The sequence below is a fragment of the Pseudoalteromonas gelatinilytica genome (assembly GCF_001641615.1).
Lineage (GTDB): Bacteria > Pseudomonadota > Gammaproteobacteria > Enterobacterales > Alteromonadaceae > Pseudoalteromonas > Pseudoalteromonas gelatinilytica.
Genome location: NZ_LRRU01000011.1, coordinates 86,670 through 104,283, shown reverse-complemented (window position 1 = coordinate 104,283; position 17,614 = coordinate 86,670). Strand labels below are relative to the sequence as shown.

General features: G+C 41.8%; 16 protein-coding genes. 13 read left to right on the top strand and 3 right to left on the bottom strand.

Features of this window, described 5'->3' with window-relative positions; genetic code table 11:
• Positions 1-76: 76 nt before the first annotated feature.
• The gene (locus NH153_RS05465) at positions 77-583 is read right to left on the bottom strand and encodes a glycine cleavage system transcriptional repressor (protein ID WP_063701833.1); all 507 of its coding nucleotides are present in this window, start codon (positions 581-583) and stop codon (positions 77-79) included.
• 348 nt (positions 584-931) lie between these two features.
• Here NH153_RS05465 and NH153_RS05460 point away from each other — a divergent pair, with 348 nt between their 5' ends.
• The 10 genes from NH153_RS05460 to NH153_RS05415 all read left to right on the top strand — a co-directional run bounded on the left by NH153_RS05460 (position 932) and on the right by NH153_RS05415 (position 11,739).
• Positions 932-3,166, top strand: coding sequence for an ABC transporter permease subunit (locus NH153_RS05460; protein WP_063701831.1), 2,235 nt, complete (start codon positions 932-934; stop codon positions 3,164-3,166).
• Between the two features lie 15 nt (positions 3,167-3,181).
• On the top strand, positions 3,182-4,831 hold the full coding sequence (gene pstA, locus NH153_RS05455; RefSeq protein WP_063701829.1) for a phosphate ABC transporter permease PstA: 1,650 nt from the start codon (positions 3,182-3,184) through the stop codon (positions 4,829-4,831).
• A 26-nt stretch (positions 4,832-4,857) separates the two neighbouring features.
• The gene (gene pstB, locus NH153_RS05450) at positions 4,858-5,685 is read left to right on the top strand and encodes a phosphate ABC transporter ATP-binding protein PstB (RefSeq protein WP_063701826.1); all 828 of its coding nucleotides are present in this window, start codon (positions 4,858-4,860) and stop codon (positions 5,683-5,685) included.
• Positions 5,686-5,732: 47 nt separating this feature from the next.
• The gene (gene phoU / locus NH153_RS05445; protein ID WP_054552476.1) at positions 5,733-6,434 is read left to right on the top strand and encodes a phosphate signaling complex protein PhoU; all 702 of its coding nucleotides are present in this window, start codon (positions 5,733-5,735) and stop codon (positions 6,432-6,434) included.
• A gap of 150 nt (positions 6,435-6,584) precedes the next feature.
• Positions 6,585-7,262 (top strand): TIGR00153 family protein, encoded by a 678-nt coding sequence (locus tag NH153_RS05440; RefSeq protein ID WP_063701824.1) that lies wholly within the window; start codon positions 6,585-6,587, stop codon positions 7,260-7,262.
• Between the two features lie 40 nt (positions 7,263-7,302).
• On the top strand, positions 7,303-8,571 hold the full coding sequence (locus tag NH153_RS05435; RefSeq protein ID WP_063701822.1) for an inorganic phosphate transporter: 1,269 nt from the start codon (positions 7,303-7,305) through the stop codon (positions 8,569-8,571).
• 76 nt (positions 8,572-8,647) lie between these two features.
• Complete coding sequence (locus NH153_RS05430) at positions 8,648-9,571, top strand: hydrogen peroxide-inducible genes activator (protein ID WP_063701820.1); 924 nt, start codon at positions 8,648-8,650, stop codon at positions 9,569-9,571.
• Positions 9,572-9,694: 123 nt separating this feature from the next.
• Positions 9,695-10,237, top strand: a complete 543-nt coding sequence (locus NH153_RS05425) for an RNA polymerase sigma factor (protein ID WP_063701817.1) — start codon at positions 9,695-9,697, stop codon at positions 10,235-10,237.
• Complete coding sequence (locus tag NH153_RS05420; protein WP_063701814.1) at positions 10,230-10,829, top strand: hypothetical protein; 600 nt, start codon at positions 10,230-10,232, stop codon at positions 10,827-10,829. Before NH153_RS05425 ends, NH153_RS05420 begins: the two co-directional genes overlap by 8 nt.
• A gap of 1 nt (position 10,830) precedes the next feature.
• Entirely contained in the window at positions 10,831-11,739 is a 909-nt protein-coding gene (locus NH153_RS05415; RefSeq protein WP_063701812.1) for a hypothetical protein, read from the top strand.
• A gap of 22 nt (positions 11,740-11,761) precedes the next feature.
• Here the strand turns inward: NH153_RS05415 and NH153_RS05410 are convergent, their stop codons facing one another.
• Together NH153_RS05410 and NH153_RS05405 are read right to left on the bottom strand one after the other, a co-directional pair.
• Positions 11,762-11,965, bottom strand: a complete 204-nt coding sequence (locus NH153_RS05410) for a hypothetical protein (RefSeq protein WP_063701809.1) — start codon at positions 11,963-11,965, stop codon at positions 11,762-11,764.
• 233 nt (positions 11,966-12,198) lie between these two features.
• Complete coding sequence (locus NH153_RS05405; RefSeq protein ID WP_063701807.1) at positions 12,199-14,709, bottom strand: EAL domain-containing protein; 2,511 nt, start codon at positions 14,707-14,709, stop codon at positions 12,199-12,201.
• A 214-nt stretch (positions 14,710-14,923) separates the two neighbouring features.
• On the opposite strand from NH153_RS05405, the gene queA reads away from it, so the two are divergent.
• From queA to yajC, 3 genes are all read left to right on the top strand, one after another.
• Entirely contained in the window at positions 14,924-15,955 is a 1,032-nt protein-coding gene (gene queA / locus NH153_RS05400) for a tRNA preQ1(34) S-adenosylmethionine ribosyltransferase-isomerase QueA (RefSeq protein WP_063701805.1), read from the top strand.
• Between the two features lie 148 nt (positions 15,956-16,103).
• The gene (gene tgt, locus NH153_RS05395) at positions 16,104-17,231 is read left to right on the top strand and encodes a tRNA guanosine(34) transglycosylase Tgt (protein WP_058583935.1); all 1,128 of its coding nucleotides are present in this window, start codon (positions 16,104-16,106) and stop codon (positions 17,229-17,231) included.
• A gap of 29 nt (positions 17,232-17,260) precedes the next feature.
• Positions 17,261-17,599, top strand: a complete 339-nt coding sequence (gene yajC, locus NH153_RS05390; protein WP_036973302.1) for a preprotein translocase subunit YajC — start codon at positions 17,261-17,263, stop codon at positions 17,597-17,599.
• Positions 17,600-17,614: the final 15 nt, after the last annotated feature.

Here is a 17,614-nt window from a genome sequence, read left to right as displayed (position 1 = left end):
TGTGTGACATACATGTCAGTTTTGTGACATGTATGTCGCTTTTTTAAAGTTCAAAATATCCCTATAAACTTGTGTGTTACGCGTCCTCAATATCAACAATTAGGTCTGTAGTGATAGACTCAAGTGCGCTAATTACTTCGTCTTTGTTCATACCAATTGGTAAAGCAACGGTGGCAACGGCACTAAAAATAGGCACACCCCAGTTAGGTGCACTTTGTTGTTTTGAATTGAGGTGAGTGATATTCGCCCCTTTGTGACGAATAACGCTGGCTAGCTCTTGTACAATGCCAGGTCTATCATTGCCAGTGATAACAAAATTAATTTGCTCAGATTTTTCTTCAGGCAGCGTCTCGGTGCCGCGTTCGATTCTGACCTCTAAATGCGGCAGGCTATGTAACGCATCTTGTAATTCTTGTAAATGTTCTTCAGGTACTGCTGCTTCAATGATCCCTGCAAAATGCCCTGCAAGGTGGCTTAAATTACTGCTTAACCAGTTGCCGTGGTGGCTTAGAATTGTGGCTGAAAGGTCTTCAACTAGGCCGGGTTTATCTGGCCCCAAAATAGTAATTACTAACTGCTTCATACTTAAATCTCTATAAAAATGCCTCTGAAAAATGCAATAAAAGGAAGGAGGCGTTGGTTAAAAATGATTCTTATTGTTGAAAAAAATAAGTCTTCTTGAGTATTGATGCTGTTTTATTGTTTGTCCAATTTTTTCCATATAGTTATAAAAAATTAGATATAACAGTTTGTTAGCTTGTTAATTTAGGACTTATAAAAGCGCTTACAATTGTCGTAAATTGGTCATTTTTTAACTTTAAACTACGTTTCCGAAAAGCTTGCTTTATTACACTGAATTATGACGTTTGTAACATTACTGTCATCTTGGTGAAATATAATTCGCGCAACGTTAAGATTTAAGGGTGTTTTGATGACTTCCAATCCGAATAAACCTACCTTTCATACGGATAGAAGCCGTCTATTTAAAGACAGGTTTGCCAAGTGGGGTATTTCCGCAGGTGGCGTAATGGTGCTAGTAGCACTGTTACTCATATTCTTTTACCTTCTTTATGTTGTTCAACCTATTTTTGAATCAGCAAAAGTAGAAACACGTAACAGTGTAAAACTACAAAATGCGTCAGAAGTTGTTGGCCTTGGCATTGAAGAGCAAACAGAGGTTGCCTTTTTACTCGGTGAAAAAGGTAGCGTGGACTTTTACAATGTTGAAAAAGAACAGTTTGGTAAAAAGATCACCACTCTTAATGCTGAATTACCTAGCGATGTAAGCAGCTTTGCAAGCTCTGCACCGTTTCAAGGTCAATATGCGTACGGTTTAGAAAATGGTACGGTTGTTGTGGTTGCACCTAAGTTTTTGGTGACATTCCCAAATAACCAACGCCAATTAACACCTCGATTAGACTACCCGCTCGGTGATATGGCGCTTGAAGTTGATGATCAAGGCGCAGCAATCACTAAATTTGCGTTTAGCCACTATGAAGATAAAACGGCTGTTGTTGCTTTTACGGCTGACAAGCGCGTTTTATTCAGCAGTTTTGTCGGTGAAGAAAACATGTTCACTGGCGAAGTTGAGTGGAATGTTGAGCGCACTGAGCTTGATATCGAAGGTCGTGTGGATGAGCTATTAATCTCACCTGATACAACACGTACGTTCGTTCGCTCTGCAAATCAAATTTACGTATACGATACGCGTTACCCTTCTGAAGTTGAGCAAATCCAACTGCTTGCTGCGAATGAAGAAAACGCGAACCTAGTTTCAACTCAGTTATTAGCGGGTGCTAACTCACTGATGCTTGCTAACGATAATGGTGAAGTATCTCAGTGGTTTGAAGTAAACACGGAAGAGGGACGTGAGTTCCAAAAGATCCGCGCTTTTGAAACCAGCAAACAATCGAAACTAAATATTTTCACTGAGTTCTACCGTCGTACGTTCTTCACAGCGGGTGCTAACGGTGAGCTTGGTATTTATTACACAACCAGCGACGCAAAACTGTGGCAAGGTAAAGTAAGTGATGGTCCAATTCAAAACTTTGCAATTGCACCTCGTTCAAATGCGGCGCTAGTACTTGCAGATGACGCATTAAAAGTAATCGAAATCCATAACGAACACCCAGAAGTAACGTGGTCTGCGTTATGGCAAGAAGTATGGTACGAAGGTTACCCAGAGCCGGGTTATATCTGGCAATCAACCTCTGCCAGTGATGATTTTGAATCTAAGTTTTCATTAGTGCCAATTTCATTCGGTACGATTAAAGCAGCTCTATATGCGATGCTGTTTGCAGTACCTATTGCGCTTTCAGCTGCGATTTACACGGCGTACTTTATGTCGAGTGAATTACGTAAAGTGGTTAAGCCGACTGTAGAAATCATGGAAGCATTACCAACAGTAATCTTAGGTTTCTTAGCCGGTCTTTGGTTAGCACCATTAATTGAAGAGCATTTACCAGCGATTGTCGGATTATTAGTGTTATTACCAATTGGTATCTTATTAACCGCATTCGGCTGGAACAAGCTACCGGCGTCAATTCGTCACCGTGTTCCTGAAGGTTCGCACTCTATTTTACTTATCCCAGTGGTTATCTTTATTGGTTGGTTATCGTTTGCGATGAGTAACTCAATTGAGCTTTGGATGTTTGACGGTAATGTGCGTCAGTACCTAACCAATGAATTAGGTATGACATTCGACCAACGTAACTCGTTAGTTGTTGGTATTGCGATGGGCTTCGCTGTTATCCCAACTATCTTCTCAATTGCGGAAGATGCGGTATTCAGTGTTCCTAAGCACTTATCAAATGGTTCATTAGCACTCGGTGCAACGCAATGGCAAACATTGGTTCGCGTAGTACTACTAACTGCAAGCCCGGGTATCTTCTCAGCAGTAATGATGGGTCTTGGTCGTGCTGTAGGTGAAACAATGATTGTACTAATGGCAACAGGTAATACACCTATTATGGACTGGAGTATCTTCCAGGGTATGAGAACGCTTGCAGCGAATATCGCGGTAGAAATGCCAGAGTCTGAGGTAGGCAGCTCGCATTATCGCATTCTATTCTTAGCAGCATTTGTACTATTCATATTCACATTCGTTTTCAACACAGTGGCTGAGTTTGTTCGTCAGCAACTGCGTGAAAAATACAGTTCAATGTAGGTGGAGAGACACGACATGGTAAAGCAGTGGTTTAAGTCTGGTTCTCCTTGGATTTGGATGACCGGCGGTGCGGTAAGCATCAGTTTAATCTCGGTTCTTGGCTTATTAGCCATGATTGCTTGGAAAGGTTTAAGCTTTTTCTGGCCATCAGAAGTAGTGCAACTTGAGCTGCAAGGCTCAGTTGCTAAACAAACAGTGATCGGTGAAGTTTATGACCGTGAGCTAGTTGCAAAATCACGTATTGAGGCGACGGGCGTTGATTTATCTCACTACGACAAAGAGCAACTAGAGCGCTTACTAATCAAAACAGGTAACCGTGAGTACGTTGATCTCGATTTCCGTTGGGTATTAGAGACAGATATCACATCGCGTACAGCGCCAGCTGAACTTGCAGTATTCGAGCGTAGCAAAAACGGTAACTTTTACGGTTATGTAGAACAGGTTATTAAAGACGGTGAAGTTATTACAGATAACAAAATCGAGGTACTTTATGATCTTGTTGACCGTGCTGTTGACCTAAACGACCAAGCACTCGATTTACAAAATGGTGATATTGGTCATATCAACTATGAACTTGAGCGCTTGCGCTTAAAAGAAAAAGCGTATCAGCTTGATAACGAGTTAACGGACGAACGTGTTGCTGAGCTAGCACAAACACGCGCTGAGCTACGTGCTGAGTATGCCGTGCTAGAAAAACAGTTATTTGCACTTCGTAAAGAAGCAAAGCGTGACCAAGTAACGGTTAAAGACATGCGCGGTGAAGTGGTTACTTTACCTCTGTATCAAGTTCTTGATGTGTGGTTCCCAAATGACATGGGCTTCTTCGCTAAGCTAGGCCACTACTTTGTACAACTTGGTAAGTTTGTAGCGGATGACCCGCGTGAGGCAAACACTGAAGGGGGTGTATTCCCGGCGATTTTCGGTACTGTGTTCATGGTATTACTGATGGCAGTGATTGTTACGCCGTTTGGTGTGGTTGCAGCGATTTACTTACATGAATACGCAGCAAAGAATGCCGTTACTAAAATGATCCGTATCGCGGTAATCAACCTTGCGGGCGTACCTTCAATTGTATACGGTGTATTTGGTCTAGGTTTCTTTGTATATATGCTAGGTGGCAGTATTGACCAATTGTTCTACCCAGAATCATCGCCAAGTCCAGTATTTGGTACGCCAGGTGTGATTTGGTCAGCATTAACACTAGCAATTTTAACGCTTCCAGTTGTGATTGTTTCAACGGAAGAAGGTTTATCACGTATTCCAAGCACGGTTCGTCATGGTTCATTAGCACTTGGCGCAACAAAAGCAGAAACGCTATGGCGCATCATCATTCCGATGGCAAGCCCTGCGATTATGACAGGTTTAATCTTAGCGGTTGCACGTGCAGCCGGTGAAGTAGCACCACTTATGCTTGTTGGTGTTGTTAAGATGGCGCCAACACTGCCTCTTGACGGTAACTTCCCATACGTACATTTAGATAGAAAATTTATGCACTTAGGTTTCCACATTTATGATGTTGGTTTCCAAAGCCCTAACGTAGAAGCGGCACGTCCGCTGGTATATGCCACGGCATTCTTACTGGTATCAGTAATTATCGCCCTGAATATCACCGCGATTGGTATTCGTAACCACTTACGCGAAAAGTTTAGAGCTCTTGAGCATTAATACAGAATTTTTATAGGTAGACAGAGATGATTACAGTTGCACCACAAGTAAACCAAGCGAAAAGCGCGGCAAAGCTAGATTTAGATAACCTAACTGCAGAGCAAACAGCGTTAGAGATTAAAAACTTAGATCTATACTACGGTGATAAACAAGCGCTTAGCGGCGTAAATATGAACATCCCGAAAGGTCAGGTAACCGCGTTTATCGGTCCGTCAGGCTGTGGTAAATCAACACTTTTACGTTGTATCAACCGTATGAACGACCTAGTTGATAGTTGTCGTATTGAAGGTGAGATCTTATTACACGGCCACAACATCTACGATAAGAGTGTTGATGTTGCAGCATTAAGACGAAATGTTGGGATGGTATTCCAACGTCCTAATCCATTTCCAAAATCAATCTACGAAAATGTCGTTTATGGCCTACGCTTACAAGGTATTAAAGAAAAGCGTAAACTAGACGAAGTGGTTGAACAATCTTTACGTGGCGCGGCGTTATGGGATGAAGTTAAAGACCGTTTACACGATAGTGCATTTGGCCTATCGGGTGGTCAGCAACAGCGTCTTGTTATTGCTCGCTCAATTGCTATCGAGCCTGAAGTACTACTTCTGGATGAGCCTACATCGGCACTAGATCCAATTTCTACTTTAGTTATCGAAGAGCTAATTAACGACTTAAAGAATAAGTTTACCGTGGTAATTGTTACTCACAACATGCAACAAGCTGCTCGTGTATCAGACCAAACTGCGTTCATGTACATGGGTGAGTTGATTGAGTATTCAGATACCAATACGTTATTTACAACACCAAGCAAGAAGAAAACAGAAGACTACATTACAGGCCGTTACGGTTAGTCAATAAAGTCACTTGGTACCGTAAACGAAATTTATAGAGGTAGACAATGGAACATAATATCAATAAACACATTTCGGGCCGCTTTAATGAAGAGCTTGAAAATGTGCGTAACCATGTATTAAACATGGGTGGTTTAGTTGAACAACAACTAAACAGTGCACTTGATGCTGTTAGCAATGGCGATGCAGATCTGGCACAAAAAGTTCGTGAAAACGACTATAAAGTAAATGCAATGGAAGTGAACATCGATGAAGAATGCACACGCATTATCGCTCGTCGTCAGCCAGCTGCCAGTGACTTACGTCTTGTAATTGCCATTGCTAAAACAATTGCTGATTTAGAGCGTATTGGCGATGAAGCTGAGCGTATTGCTAAAGTTGCGCTGGACTCATTCACAAAAGATCAGCAAGACCTACTGGTGAACATTGAAAACATGGGTCGCCAAGTATCAAAAATGCTTCATGATGTACTCGATGCATTTGCACGTATGGATGTGCAATGTGCGTTTGAAGTACATAAAGAAGATGCCAAAGTTGACCGTGAATACGAAGCAATTACCCGTCAAATCATGACATATATGATGGAAGATCCACGCTCAATCCCGAAAATTATGGATTTAGTGTGGTCAGTACGCTCTTTAGAGCGTATCGGCGACCGTTGTCAAAATATTGCTGAGTACATCATCTACTTTGTAAACGGCAAAGATATTCGTCATACATCTCAAGCAGATATCGAAAAGTCGCTGTAATTTTAACCGCAACTTTTCATTATTAAACCGAGCGGCCTTTGGCCGCTTTGTCTATTATTGGTGATGTAAGGCAGAAAAAGCGTTCACAATCGAACACAATGCTGTAAAATTCGCAGCTGCCAAAGCATACTAATTTATAAAGGGTCAGTTATGCCTACAAATGCATTTTTAGGGGTATTTGCTAAATCTCCTATTAAGCCTATGGAAGATCACATTAAGAAAGCACATCAAGCAAGTAAAGCATTGATCCCTTTCTTTAATCACGTTTTCAAAGAAGAGTGGCAAGAAGCGGAAGAAATCCGCCTAAACATTCGTAATTTAGAGCGTGAAGCTGATGAAATGAAACGTAACATTCGCCTTCAACTACCACGTGGCTTATTCATGCCAGTTGAGCGTACCGATTTGCTAGAGCTTGTTACTCAACAAGACAAAATTGCTAATAAAGCAAAAGATATTGCAGGTCGTGTAGTTGGTCGTGAGATGACTATTCCTACCGAAATCCAAGCAGATTTCCTTGCTTATGTAACTCGTTGTGTTGATGCAACTAAACAAGCATCAAAAGCAATCAATGAGCTAGATGAGCTTCTTGAAACGGGCTTCAAAGGTCGCGAAGTGACTTTAGTTGAGAAAATGCTCGTTGAATTGGACGCAATTGAGCAAGACACGGATGACATGCAAATCAAAATTCGCCGTCAATTGCGCGCCGTTGAAAATGAACTTAACCCAATCGACGTGATGTTCTTATACAAGATCATTGAATGGGTAGGTGACTTAGCTGATATTGCTGAGCGCGTAGGTTCTCGTCTTGAGCTGATGTTAGCTCGTTAATTAAAAATCAGTTCATACGAAAAAATTAAAGGTTCACACAATGGATATCATTGCAAATTACGGCACGTTACTCGTTTTAACTGCCGCCGCAGTCGGTTTCTTTATGGCTTATGGTATTGGTGCAAATGACGTTGCCAATGCGATGGGTACATCAGTAGGTTCAAAAGCACTTACAATTAAGCAAGCTATCATCATCGCGATGGTGTTTGAGTTCGCTGGCGCATACCTTGCCGGTGGTGAGGTTACATCAACGATCCGTAAAGGGATTATCGATGCGACCCCATTTATGGACGTACCTGAGTTAATGATACTCGGTATGATCGCCGCGTTATTCGCTGCAGGTAGCTGGTTATTGATTGCCTCGTTCTTAGGCTGGCCTGTTTCAACTACTCACTCAATCATTGGTGCCATCATTGGTTTCGCATTGGTTGCGGTAGGTAGCGAAGCAATCCAATGGAACAAGGTAATGGGTATTGTAGGTAGCTGGATTGTTACCCCTGCTATCTCTGGTTTTATTGCTTATTTGATTTTCATGAGTGCGCAAAAGCTAATTTTTGACACTGACGCACCTCTTAAAAATGCTAAGCGCTACGTGCCTGTATACATGGGTCTAGCGGGCTTCATCATGTCTCTTGTAACAATCAAGAAAGGCTTGAAGCACATTGGTATCAACTTAGGTTCATTTGAAGGTTACATGCTTTCTATCGCGATCGCCGTGGTTGTTGCAATCATTGGTAAATTCGCTATTTCACGCCTTAAGATTGACCCTAAAGCTGACAAGAAAATGCAATTCAACAACGTTGAGAAAGTGTTCGCGGTACTTATGGTACTAACAGCATGTTGTATGGCATTCGCACACGGTTCAAACGACGTTGCTAACGCGATTGGTCCACTAGCTGCTGTTGTAAACATTGTTGAGCACAACGGTGAAATCGCTAAGAAAGCGGCTATTGCATGGTGGATTTTACCACTAGGTGGTTTAGGTATTGTTGCTGGTCTTGCTATCTTAGGTAAGAAAGTAATCAAAACAATCGGTGAAGGTATCACCCACTTAACACCTAGCCGTGGTTTTGCTGCTGAGCTTGCTGCTGCTTCTACAGTTGTTATCGCATCAGGTACTGGTTTACCTATCTCTACTACACAAACACTTGTTGGTGCGGTATTAGGTGTTGGTATGGCACGCGGTATTGCGGCACTTAACATGGGTGTTGTAAGAAACATTGTAGTTTCTTGGGTAATTACGTTGCCAGTTGGCGCAGCCCTTGCTATTGTTATTTTCTACGTACTGAGAACTGCCTTCGGGGTATAAAAAGTACTAAAAGACTTTTAGCTTGAAAAGATCTCAATGCCTTAGGTGTTGGGGTCTTTTTATTTTCAGGTAGAGTATGAATAACTTACCAAGTATTAAACAACTACAATATTTATTAGCAGTCCACCAACATCAACATTTTGGCCGCGCAGCAAGCGCCTGTTTTATTGGTCAATCAACCTTAAGTAGTGCAATTCAGAACTTAGAAGAAACCCTAGGTTGCCAACTTATTGAGCGTGAAAACCGCAGCTTAATGTTTACTGCAATTGGTGAAGAGGTTGTCGAAAAAGCGCGTAAGATCATTGATGACACCCTAAGCTTAAAAGAGCTTACGAAGAGCTTTTTAACGCCATTAAGTGGCACACTCACGCTTGGTGTGATCCCGACGATTGCCAGCTTTATTGCTGCGCCTTTATATCATTTCTGCAAACAAACATTTACCGAGCTAGAGCTAGTTTTGGTTGAAGATACCAGTGACAAATTACTCGATAAGCTAGAGCATGGGCAAATTGATATGGCGTTGCTCGCGTTACCGTATGACACTGAAAAGTTTCATACTCAAGTCCTTGCGAAAGATCACTTCAGCCTAGTGCATCATAAAGATTACACACCCGCAGATGGCGTGGAAGACTTTAATCTTTTACCGGATGCGAGTGTGTTCTTGCTAGAGCGTGAGCATTGTATGACTGGCCACGCACTCAGTGCTTGTCACTTGAATCGCTCAAGCTGTATTAACCCATTTGAAGCGGCAAGCTTACATACCTTATTAAGTATGGTTGAACACCAGCTTGGTGTTACTTTCTTACCCCAGATGGCAATTAACGCTGGTATTTTAGATAAAAAAGATATGGTTGCTACGCCATCACAAGGCGATGCATACCGAGATATTGGTATCGTGTGGCGTAAAACAACAGGCCGGATCAGAGATTTTAGGCTGTTTAGCCAGCAGCTAGAGCTGTTTCTTAATAAGCAGTGTAGCTTAGACGGTCAATGCGACTAATAATAAAAAACCCCAAATAAAAAATATTTGGGGTTTTTTATTATTTAAGCAAACTATTTTTTTCCTTCCCTCGACTAACATAATAACAAAACCATTAAAGGCAGATCAGATGACGAGGCTAGCGTGTTTTTTCAATCACTTGAGACACTAATTGCTAAAGCGCAACAGGGCAATAAACGGGCGTGGTTGAAATTAGTCAAGCAGCACGAAACACAGGTATATAACTATTGCCTAAGGATGTTAAGTCACCCTGATGATGCAATGGACTTAATGCAAGAAGTGTTTATTTCTGTGTATAAGAGCTTACCGAGTTTTCGTGGTGAATCGAGTTTTAACACTTGGCTTTATCAAATTGTGCATCGGCGTAGTGTTGAATATTACCGCCGCCGTAAGCTGCATCAAGGTTTGGACGCCGTACCAGAAGAAAGCTGTGAGCGCAGTGAGTTAGAAACCAATCAACTGCAATCTGAGCAGCATCATGAACTTAAAGAAATGATGAACAATTTACCCTGGGAGCAACGCTTGGTGGTGGAGTTAAAGTTTTTTCAGCACTGTACGTTTGAAGAAATAGCTGAGCAATTAGGTATTTCAACCAATACAGCTAAATCAAGACTATACAGTGCGCTTGGTAAGTTAAAAGTGCATTTGGAGGCCGTAGATGGCTAATTTAGATTCATTATTTACCGCATGGTTAGAAGGCGAAAGCCTAACTGATGAGCAAATTGCGTTACTTCAAGCCGATGCTGAGTATGCATTAATGATGAACAATGCAATGCAGTGGCAACAACAAAGTCACCACTATGAAACAGTACCTGTACCAAACTGGGATCGAGAATCCACGATGCCCAAAGTGCAAAAAACGAGTTTGTTTTTTGGTTCTGGGATGTGGGCAGTAGCTGCATCAATTGCATTTTGCGCGTGGATTTTTGCTAGTAATCCACAGCAAGGAAACCAGCAGTTACTCGAACAAGTGGCTAAACAAACCAATTTATTAGAGTCACAACAAAAGCAAATTGATCAGTTGCAAAACATCATCACTGCGCAAAACGAAGTGCAGCAACAGCAGATGTATCAACTGGCCAAAGAAGCAATTAAAACCGGGCGAGTAGAGCGCCAAGAAGATATTGCCAGCGTGCTGGCTTATATCAAAACACAGCGCGCCCAAGACCAAGCGTACTTACGTATGCAGTTAAATGATTTAGCAGAGCAAGTGGACGGCAGGCCAATGCCAACCGTTGCCAACAATTTGGAGTATTAAGATGTCAAAATACAAATCAACCACGGCTGCCTTATTGCTTTGCACAGCAGTAAGCGTACAAGCACAAGCAAGTGATGAATTAGATAAAATTCAGCGTGAAGTCGGGATCATGGAAAAAATCCTCACAGCAGCATTAAAACAAGACACCGATAACAAGGTAAGAAACGTATCATCAAGTTATTTGCAGCATCAAGGTGTGGTGTTTAGCTTTGACGTAAGAGGCGGCTCACGCTGGTCTACAGTGTTTGCTTCAGTGCCTGATGCACCGCTTCCACCCATGCCAGATATCGATTTTGAAGAGCTAACTGAAATTGAAGTGCTAGGCGAACATGTGCAAGTGATCAGCGATGCGGTGGTCGTAAAAACGCAAGAAGCTTATCAGCAGGCCATGGAAGTGATGCGTGAAAGTGCAGAACGAGTGCGTGAAGTTGCCGAGCAAGAGCGCGATGTGAGCCGTGAAATCCGTGATCTTGAACGTGAAAAGCGTGACCTTGAGTTTGATCGTCGCCACGATAAAGATGCCAAAGAGCAAGAGCTCGAAAAACGTAAACAAGCACTACAAGCATCAATTAAAGAGCTTGAGAAAGAGCAGCAAAAGCTGTCTTTAAAACAGCAAGAAATGCGCAAAGAGTTAGCTGAGAAAAAACAAGCTCGTGTGAAAGAGCAACAACAGCAGTTGGCTGCTTTAGCTAAGCAAGTAGATAAAAGCTTATCACTGACATTATGTGATTATGGTAGCGGTTTAAGAAGCCTACCTAACGATGAACATGTGAGTTTTATCATTCGCGGTGTGAGTGAAGGTAAGGGTGAGCTGGTTAAAGTATTTAAAAAATCAGATATCAAAAAGTGCGTGGTTGGCGATATAAAAGCCGCGCAACTTATCGACAAGGCATCAAGTTATCGCTTTTAAATTCTCCCAACTAAAAAGCAGCCTAAAGTGGCTGCTTTTCATTCATTGAAAATGGTTTTAAGTCAGGTAAAAACAACAAATAAACCCACACGACTAAGTTAAAGTAAGGCACTAAACCTAGCCCTGTAAATATTTTCACCGGATACCCCTTAAAGGTCGCATTACGGTAACATTGATACGCTATCCCTAGATTCACAATCAGCAACAAAACGATTAGTTGTGTCATCACTTTTCTCCTTTATACCGTCAATACATGGACTTAACGATGTTAAGTTATATTCAGTATGTTTAATGTAATAAGTAATGTCATGTTTTTATTTGATAATCAGCATAAAACCACGACATTTGTTCTTGCTGTGGATTAAAGTATAGATGAGTATTGTAAGTATGGAAGCTTAAAAACTAATAAAAAATGTTTAAAAATGTATCAGAACTAGGCTTTTTAATGTTAGCTAACTGTTAATTAAACAGATTATTTTCAGATATTTTTTTAAGTTCAGCGCTAATTTTTTCAACCGGTACAGGGCGGGCAATAAAGTACCCTTGACCATAGTCTATACCAATTTCTTTTAGTGCTAAGAATATTTCTTTGTTTTCAACATATTCCGCTACAGAGCGCTTATCAAGCGAACGGCTAATATCATTGATCGCTTTTACTAGTGCTAAATCGATTGGGTCATTCAACATATCACGAACAAATGAGCCATCAATTTTTACATGCTGAGCCGGTAATTGTTTAAGGTAGTTGAAGGTACTAAAGCCGGTACCAAAGTCATCAATCGAGAAATGACAGCCTAAGCCGTTTAAACGCTCGATCATCGCACGGGTTGCCACCAGGTTATTGATACTCGCAGACTCGGTGATCTCAAAAATAATGCGTGTTGGTTCAACATTATATTCTTTTAAGCTCGATTCAATGTGCGGCAATAGGCGCTCATCTAAAAACGACTGTGCTGATAAGTTAATTGCGATTTGATTAAGCTCTGGGTACTCGGCAACGCTCTTAATGGCATTACGAATGACGCATTGATCCATTAAAAAGGTATCGTTTAAAAGCTCAAGCGCAGGAATAAACTGGTTGGGATAAATAAGCTCGTCATTCAACTTCAAACGCAATAGCGCTTCAAAGTAGGCAACATGGCCGCGTTTGAAGTCCCAAATTGGTTGATAGTGCAGTTCGATTGCATCATGTTGTAATGCTTGGCGAATGCTATGACCCCACTCAAGACCAGCTTGTAAGCTGTTATGATGGCTATCTTCTTTTGAGTAACAGTGAACTAAGTTACGGCCTAAGCTTTTAGCCACATAAAGGGCGATATCAGCTTGTTTTAAACATTCACTTGGGTCGTTATTTTGCTCGGTGATTTGCGTTAAACCAATAGAGCAGCTAATTGAGTACTCTTGGCCTTCGGAGTGAAAGCGGTGTTTTTCAATCGCCATACAAATACTTTCTGCCACCAAGTGTGCATCAAGTAAGTTAGTATTTTTTAAGATCACGGCAAATTCATCACCACCGATGCGGCACACTAAATGCTCATCACTGATATTCGCAGTGAATAACTGGGCAACCTCTTTTAAAACGATGTCACCTTGTTGATGGCCTTTACTGTCGTTAATGATTTTAAAGTGATCTAAATCGATATAGATGAGCGCATGCTCGGTATCTTTACTGGTGTATTTGGCCTTACAAATACGTTGTAATTGTTGGTCAAAGTAGTAACGATTATGCAGCTCTGTGAGCGTATCGTGTAAGGCTAAATGACGAAGCTGTAACTCAGCTTGCTTACGTTCATGAATGTTATCAATAGTGGCGGTAATGGTCGCAGAGTTTTGGCTGTTCTTAATCAGCTGTAAACGACACTCAACCCAAATAGCATTGCCATTTTTATGTTTAAGTTGGATCTCTACCTGTTGCTGTTGCTCACCACCATGCAAAATACTCTGAATTGTATCTTGTAGCTTTGTTTTGCACTCAGGCAAACAAAAATCAGTCAATGATTTTGCCAAGCTAGACTTAATGCCATAGCCCGTTAAGTGCTCCCAAGCTGGGTTAATAAAGCGAATATTCCCCTCTTGGTTAAACTCAAGTACTACCGTATTTAAATGTAATAAGATACGTTGGTGGGCAGAAAACAGTTCTTTATAACGGCTTTGACTTTGGCTTAGTTGTTCTACTTTTTGTGCAAACTCTGCGTAGCTCACCATGAAATCTTCACGACGAGCAGCGTGGTCACACACTTTACTCAATAATGAATGATCGTACGGGGCGCGAATAAAATCAGTAACGCCAGAAAGTAACAACTGCTCTGCGTAATCTGCATCATTGTTATCAATAATGGTTACGATTGCTTGCTTAGGGTTGTGTTGTAATATTTCGCTAATTAACCCCGCCGCAGTATCTGAATGAGACTCGGTGGCGTCAATCAATACAATGGCAAACTTCTGTTGTAGATAGGTCGCAAGCGTCGCTTTTGTTGAGGTGGTATGGGTTATCGCGAAGCTAAGTTTTAGCTGTTCACTGATATCCTTTGCCTTACGGTTATCGGTTTCAAGCAGTAATAAATTAAGGCGACTACTTTTTTCAAGGTGTGTTGATAACACGTTGGCAAGCACTTGCGGCAACATATCTTGGCGTTCAAATGGAAGAACAGCATCAATGCCATAGCTGCGAGCAGTGGTTTCGGCTATACGTTCACAATAGATTGGTGGAGTAAGTAAAATAGGTGTGTTTTTTGGGGTTTTTAATAGCCCTGAACGGATCATGCGCGAAAAGCGCCAACCATCAATCTTACCGACTTCAAGGCCTGTAATGATAATATCCACCGGGTGGCTTTTGAGAATTTTTAGCGCATCTTGAGAGTCACTGGCTTCGATAAACATGAAAACATTAAGCTTGTTTAATGTCGACTTAATAGTCTCACGCTCAGCAACGCTTGCGTTCAAAATTAGCAGCTTTAACTGCTTGGCCATGGCGCTACTACCTCTTACTTAAACCATGTTTAGTGAATAAGCTAGAATAATGACATTTTGCCTAATCTACAAGCAAACTTTCCCCAAAAGCGGTTAATAAGTACTTAAGTTTGTAATCCTTTAAGCTTGTACGATGTTGGCACAGGGCTTTGCTTGAGGTGGTGGGCGTATCAGAGTAAACTTGGCGCGTTTTTATTAATGAGAGATATGCTCTATGCGCGTAGCTGATTTTAGCTTTGACCTTCCTGATGAATTAATTGCTCGTTTTCCGAAAGCAGATCGAACTAGCAGCCGTTTACTGACGCTTGATGGCCCATCAGGCCACCTTGAGCATAAAGTGTTTAGTGATATTTTATCGCTTGTTAATGAAAATGACTTATTAGTTTTTAATAACACTAAAGTGATCCCTGCGCGTATGTTTGGGCAAAAAGAATCGGGCGGTAAGCTTGAGGTGTTAGTTGAGCGCGTACTCGACGAGCACCGTGTGCTTGCGCATGTGCGAGCTAGCAAATCGCCAAAACCAGGCTCAAAAATCATTCTTGAAGGTAAGGCAGAAGCAACCATGGTTGCGCGTCATGGCGAGCTTTTTGAACTTGAATTTGCCAAAGACGAAAATGTCCTAGATATCCTAAACGACATCGGCCACATGCCATTACCACCTTATATTGACCGCCCTGATAACGAGTCAGATCGTGAGCGCTATCAAACAGTTTATGGTGAAAAGCCAGGTGCCGTAGCCGCGCCAACAGCTGGCCTGCATTTTGATGATAAATTAATGGCGGCCTTAAAAGATAAGGGCATTAACATGGCGTTTGTGACTTTGCATGTCGGTGCGGGTACATTCCAGCCTGTGCGTGTTGACTCAGTTGACGAGCATGTTATGCACTCTGAGTACATTGAAGTACCTGATGATGTGGTTAAAGCGGTAGCCGAAACGAAAGCGAAAGGTGGTCGCGTAATAGCCGTAGGTACTACCTCAGTTCGCTCATTAGAGTCTGCTGCTAAAGTGCACGGCGGCAAATTAGATACTTACTTTGGTGATACCGATATCTTTATTTACCCGGGTTATCAGTTCAATGTGGTTGATGCCATGGTAACAAATTTCCACTTGCCTGAATCAACATTGATTATGTTAGTCAGTGCCTTTGCAGGCCAAGATAACATTATGGGTGCTTATCATACGGCGATAAAAGAACAGTATCGCTTCTTTAGTTATGGCGATGCGATGTTCTTAACGCGCAAATAACGATTATACCCAATAAAAAGCCCAGTTTTTGAACTGGGCTTTTTATTTTCGAATTTAGCCCAATTAATAGTAATAAACCTGCAAACAGGGTAGAATCGAGCGGTTAAATTATAGCTTGTTGGACTGTTTTTCCGACACTGAGGATAATATGAAATTTGAATTAGACCGCACTGACGGTAAAGCGCGCCGCGGCCGCTTGATTTTTGAACGTGGCGTTGTAGAAACCCCTGCATTTATGCCGGTAGGTACTTACGGCACAGTTAAGGGCATGACCCCTGACGAAGTAAAAGATACTGGCGCGCAAATCTGCTTAGGTAACACTTTCCATTTAATGTTACGTCCTGGCACAGAAATCATTAAGCAGCACGGTGACTTACACGACTTCATGAATTGGGATCGTCCAATCCTAACTGATTCAGGCGGTTTCCAAGTATTCAGCTTAGGCGCAATGCGTAAAATCACAGAAGAAGGCGTGATGTTCAGCTCACCCGTTAATGGTGAAAAAATCATGCTTTCGCCAGAAAAAGCGATGCAAGTTCAGCGTGATCTAGGCTCTGACATCGTAATGATTTTTGACGAATGTACGCCATACCCTGCGACAGAAAAAGAAGCGAAAGACTCTATGGAGTTATCACTTCGTTGGGCTAAACGCTCAAAAGAAGGCCATGGTGATAACCCAGCTGCGCTATTTGGTATTATCCAAGGTGGTATGTACCCTGAGCTTCGTGCACAATCGCAAAAAGGCTTAGAAGAAATCGGCTTTGATGGTTATGCATTAGGTGGTTTATCGGTTGGTGAGCCGAAAAACGAGATGATCAATATTCTTGATCACTGTGCTTACAAAATGCCAGAAGACAAACCTCGTTACTTAATGGGTGTTGGTAAACCTGAAGACTTAGTTGAAGCGGTTCGCCGTGGTATCGATATGTTTGACTGTGTAATGCCTACGCGTAATGCCCGTAACGGCCACTTATTCGTTACTGGCGGCATTGTTAAAATCCGTAATGCAGTACATAAAACAGACACCGGTCCACTGGATCCTGAGTGTGATTGTCATACATGTAAAAACTATTCACGTGCATACTTGCATCATCTTGATAAATGTAATGAAATCTTAGGCGCACGTCTAAACACGATTCACAACTTACGTTATTATCAACGCGTGATGGAAGGCTTACGTAATGCCATCAGTAATGGCAAACTAGACGAATTTGTTGCAGATTTTTATGCACGCCGTGGTCAAGAAGTACCAGAGCTTGCAGATACATCAGATTAAATTTTTAGAAAAATTAAAGAGGAAGTGAAATGAGTTTATTCATCTCAAACGCCCACGCAAGTGCGGCAGGTGCAGCACCAGCAGGTGGTGGCATGGAAATGCTAATCATGTTGGGTATTTTCGGTCTGGTATTTTATTTCTTAATCTACCGTCCACAAGCTAAGCGTGTAAAAGAGCATAAAGCCCTAATGAGCGCAATGGCGAAAGGCGACGAAGTACTAACGCAAGGTGGTTTAGTAGGTAAGATTGCTAAAATCGCTGATGACAAAGACTTCATCGTGATTTCATTAAACGACCAAGCAGAAGTAACAGTTCAAAAATCAGCTGTTTCTGCAGTATTGCCAAAAGGCACTATGAAGTCGCTATAACAATAAAAATAAGGA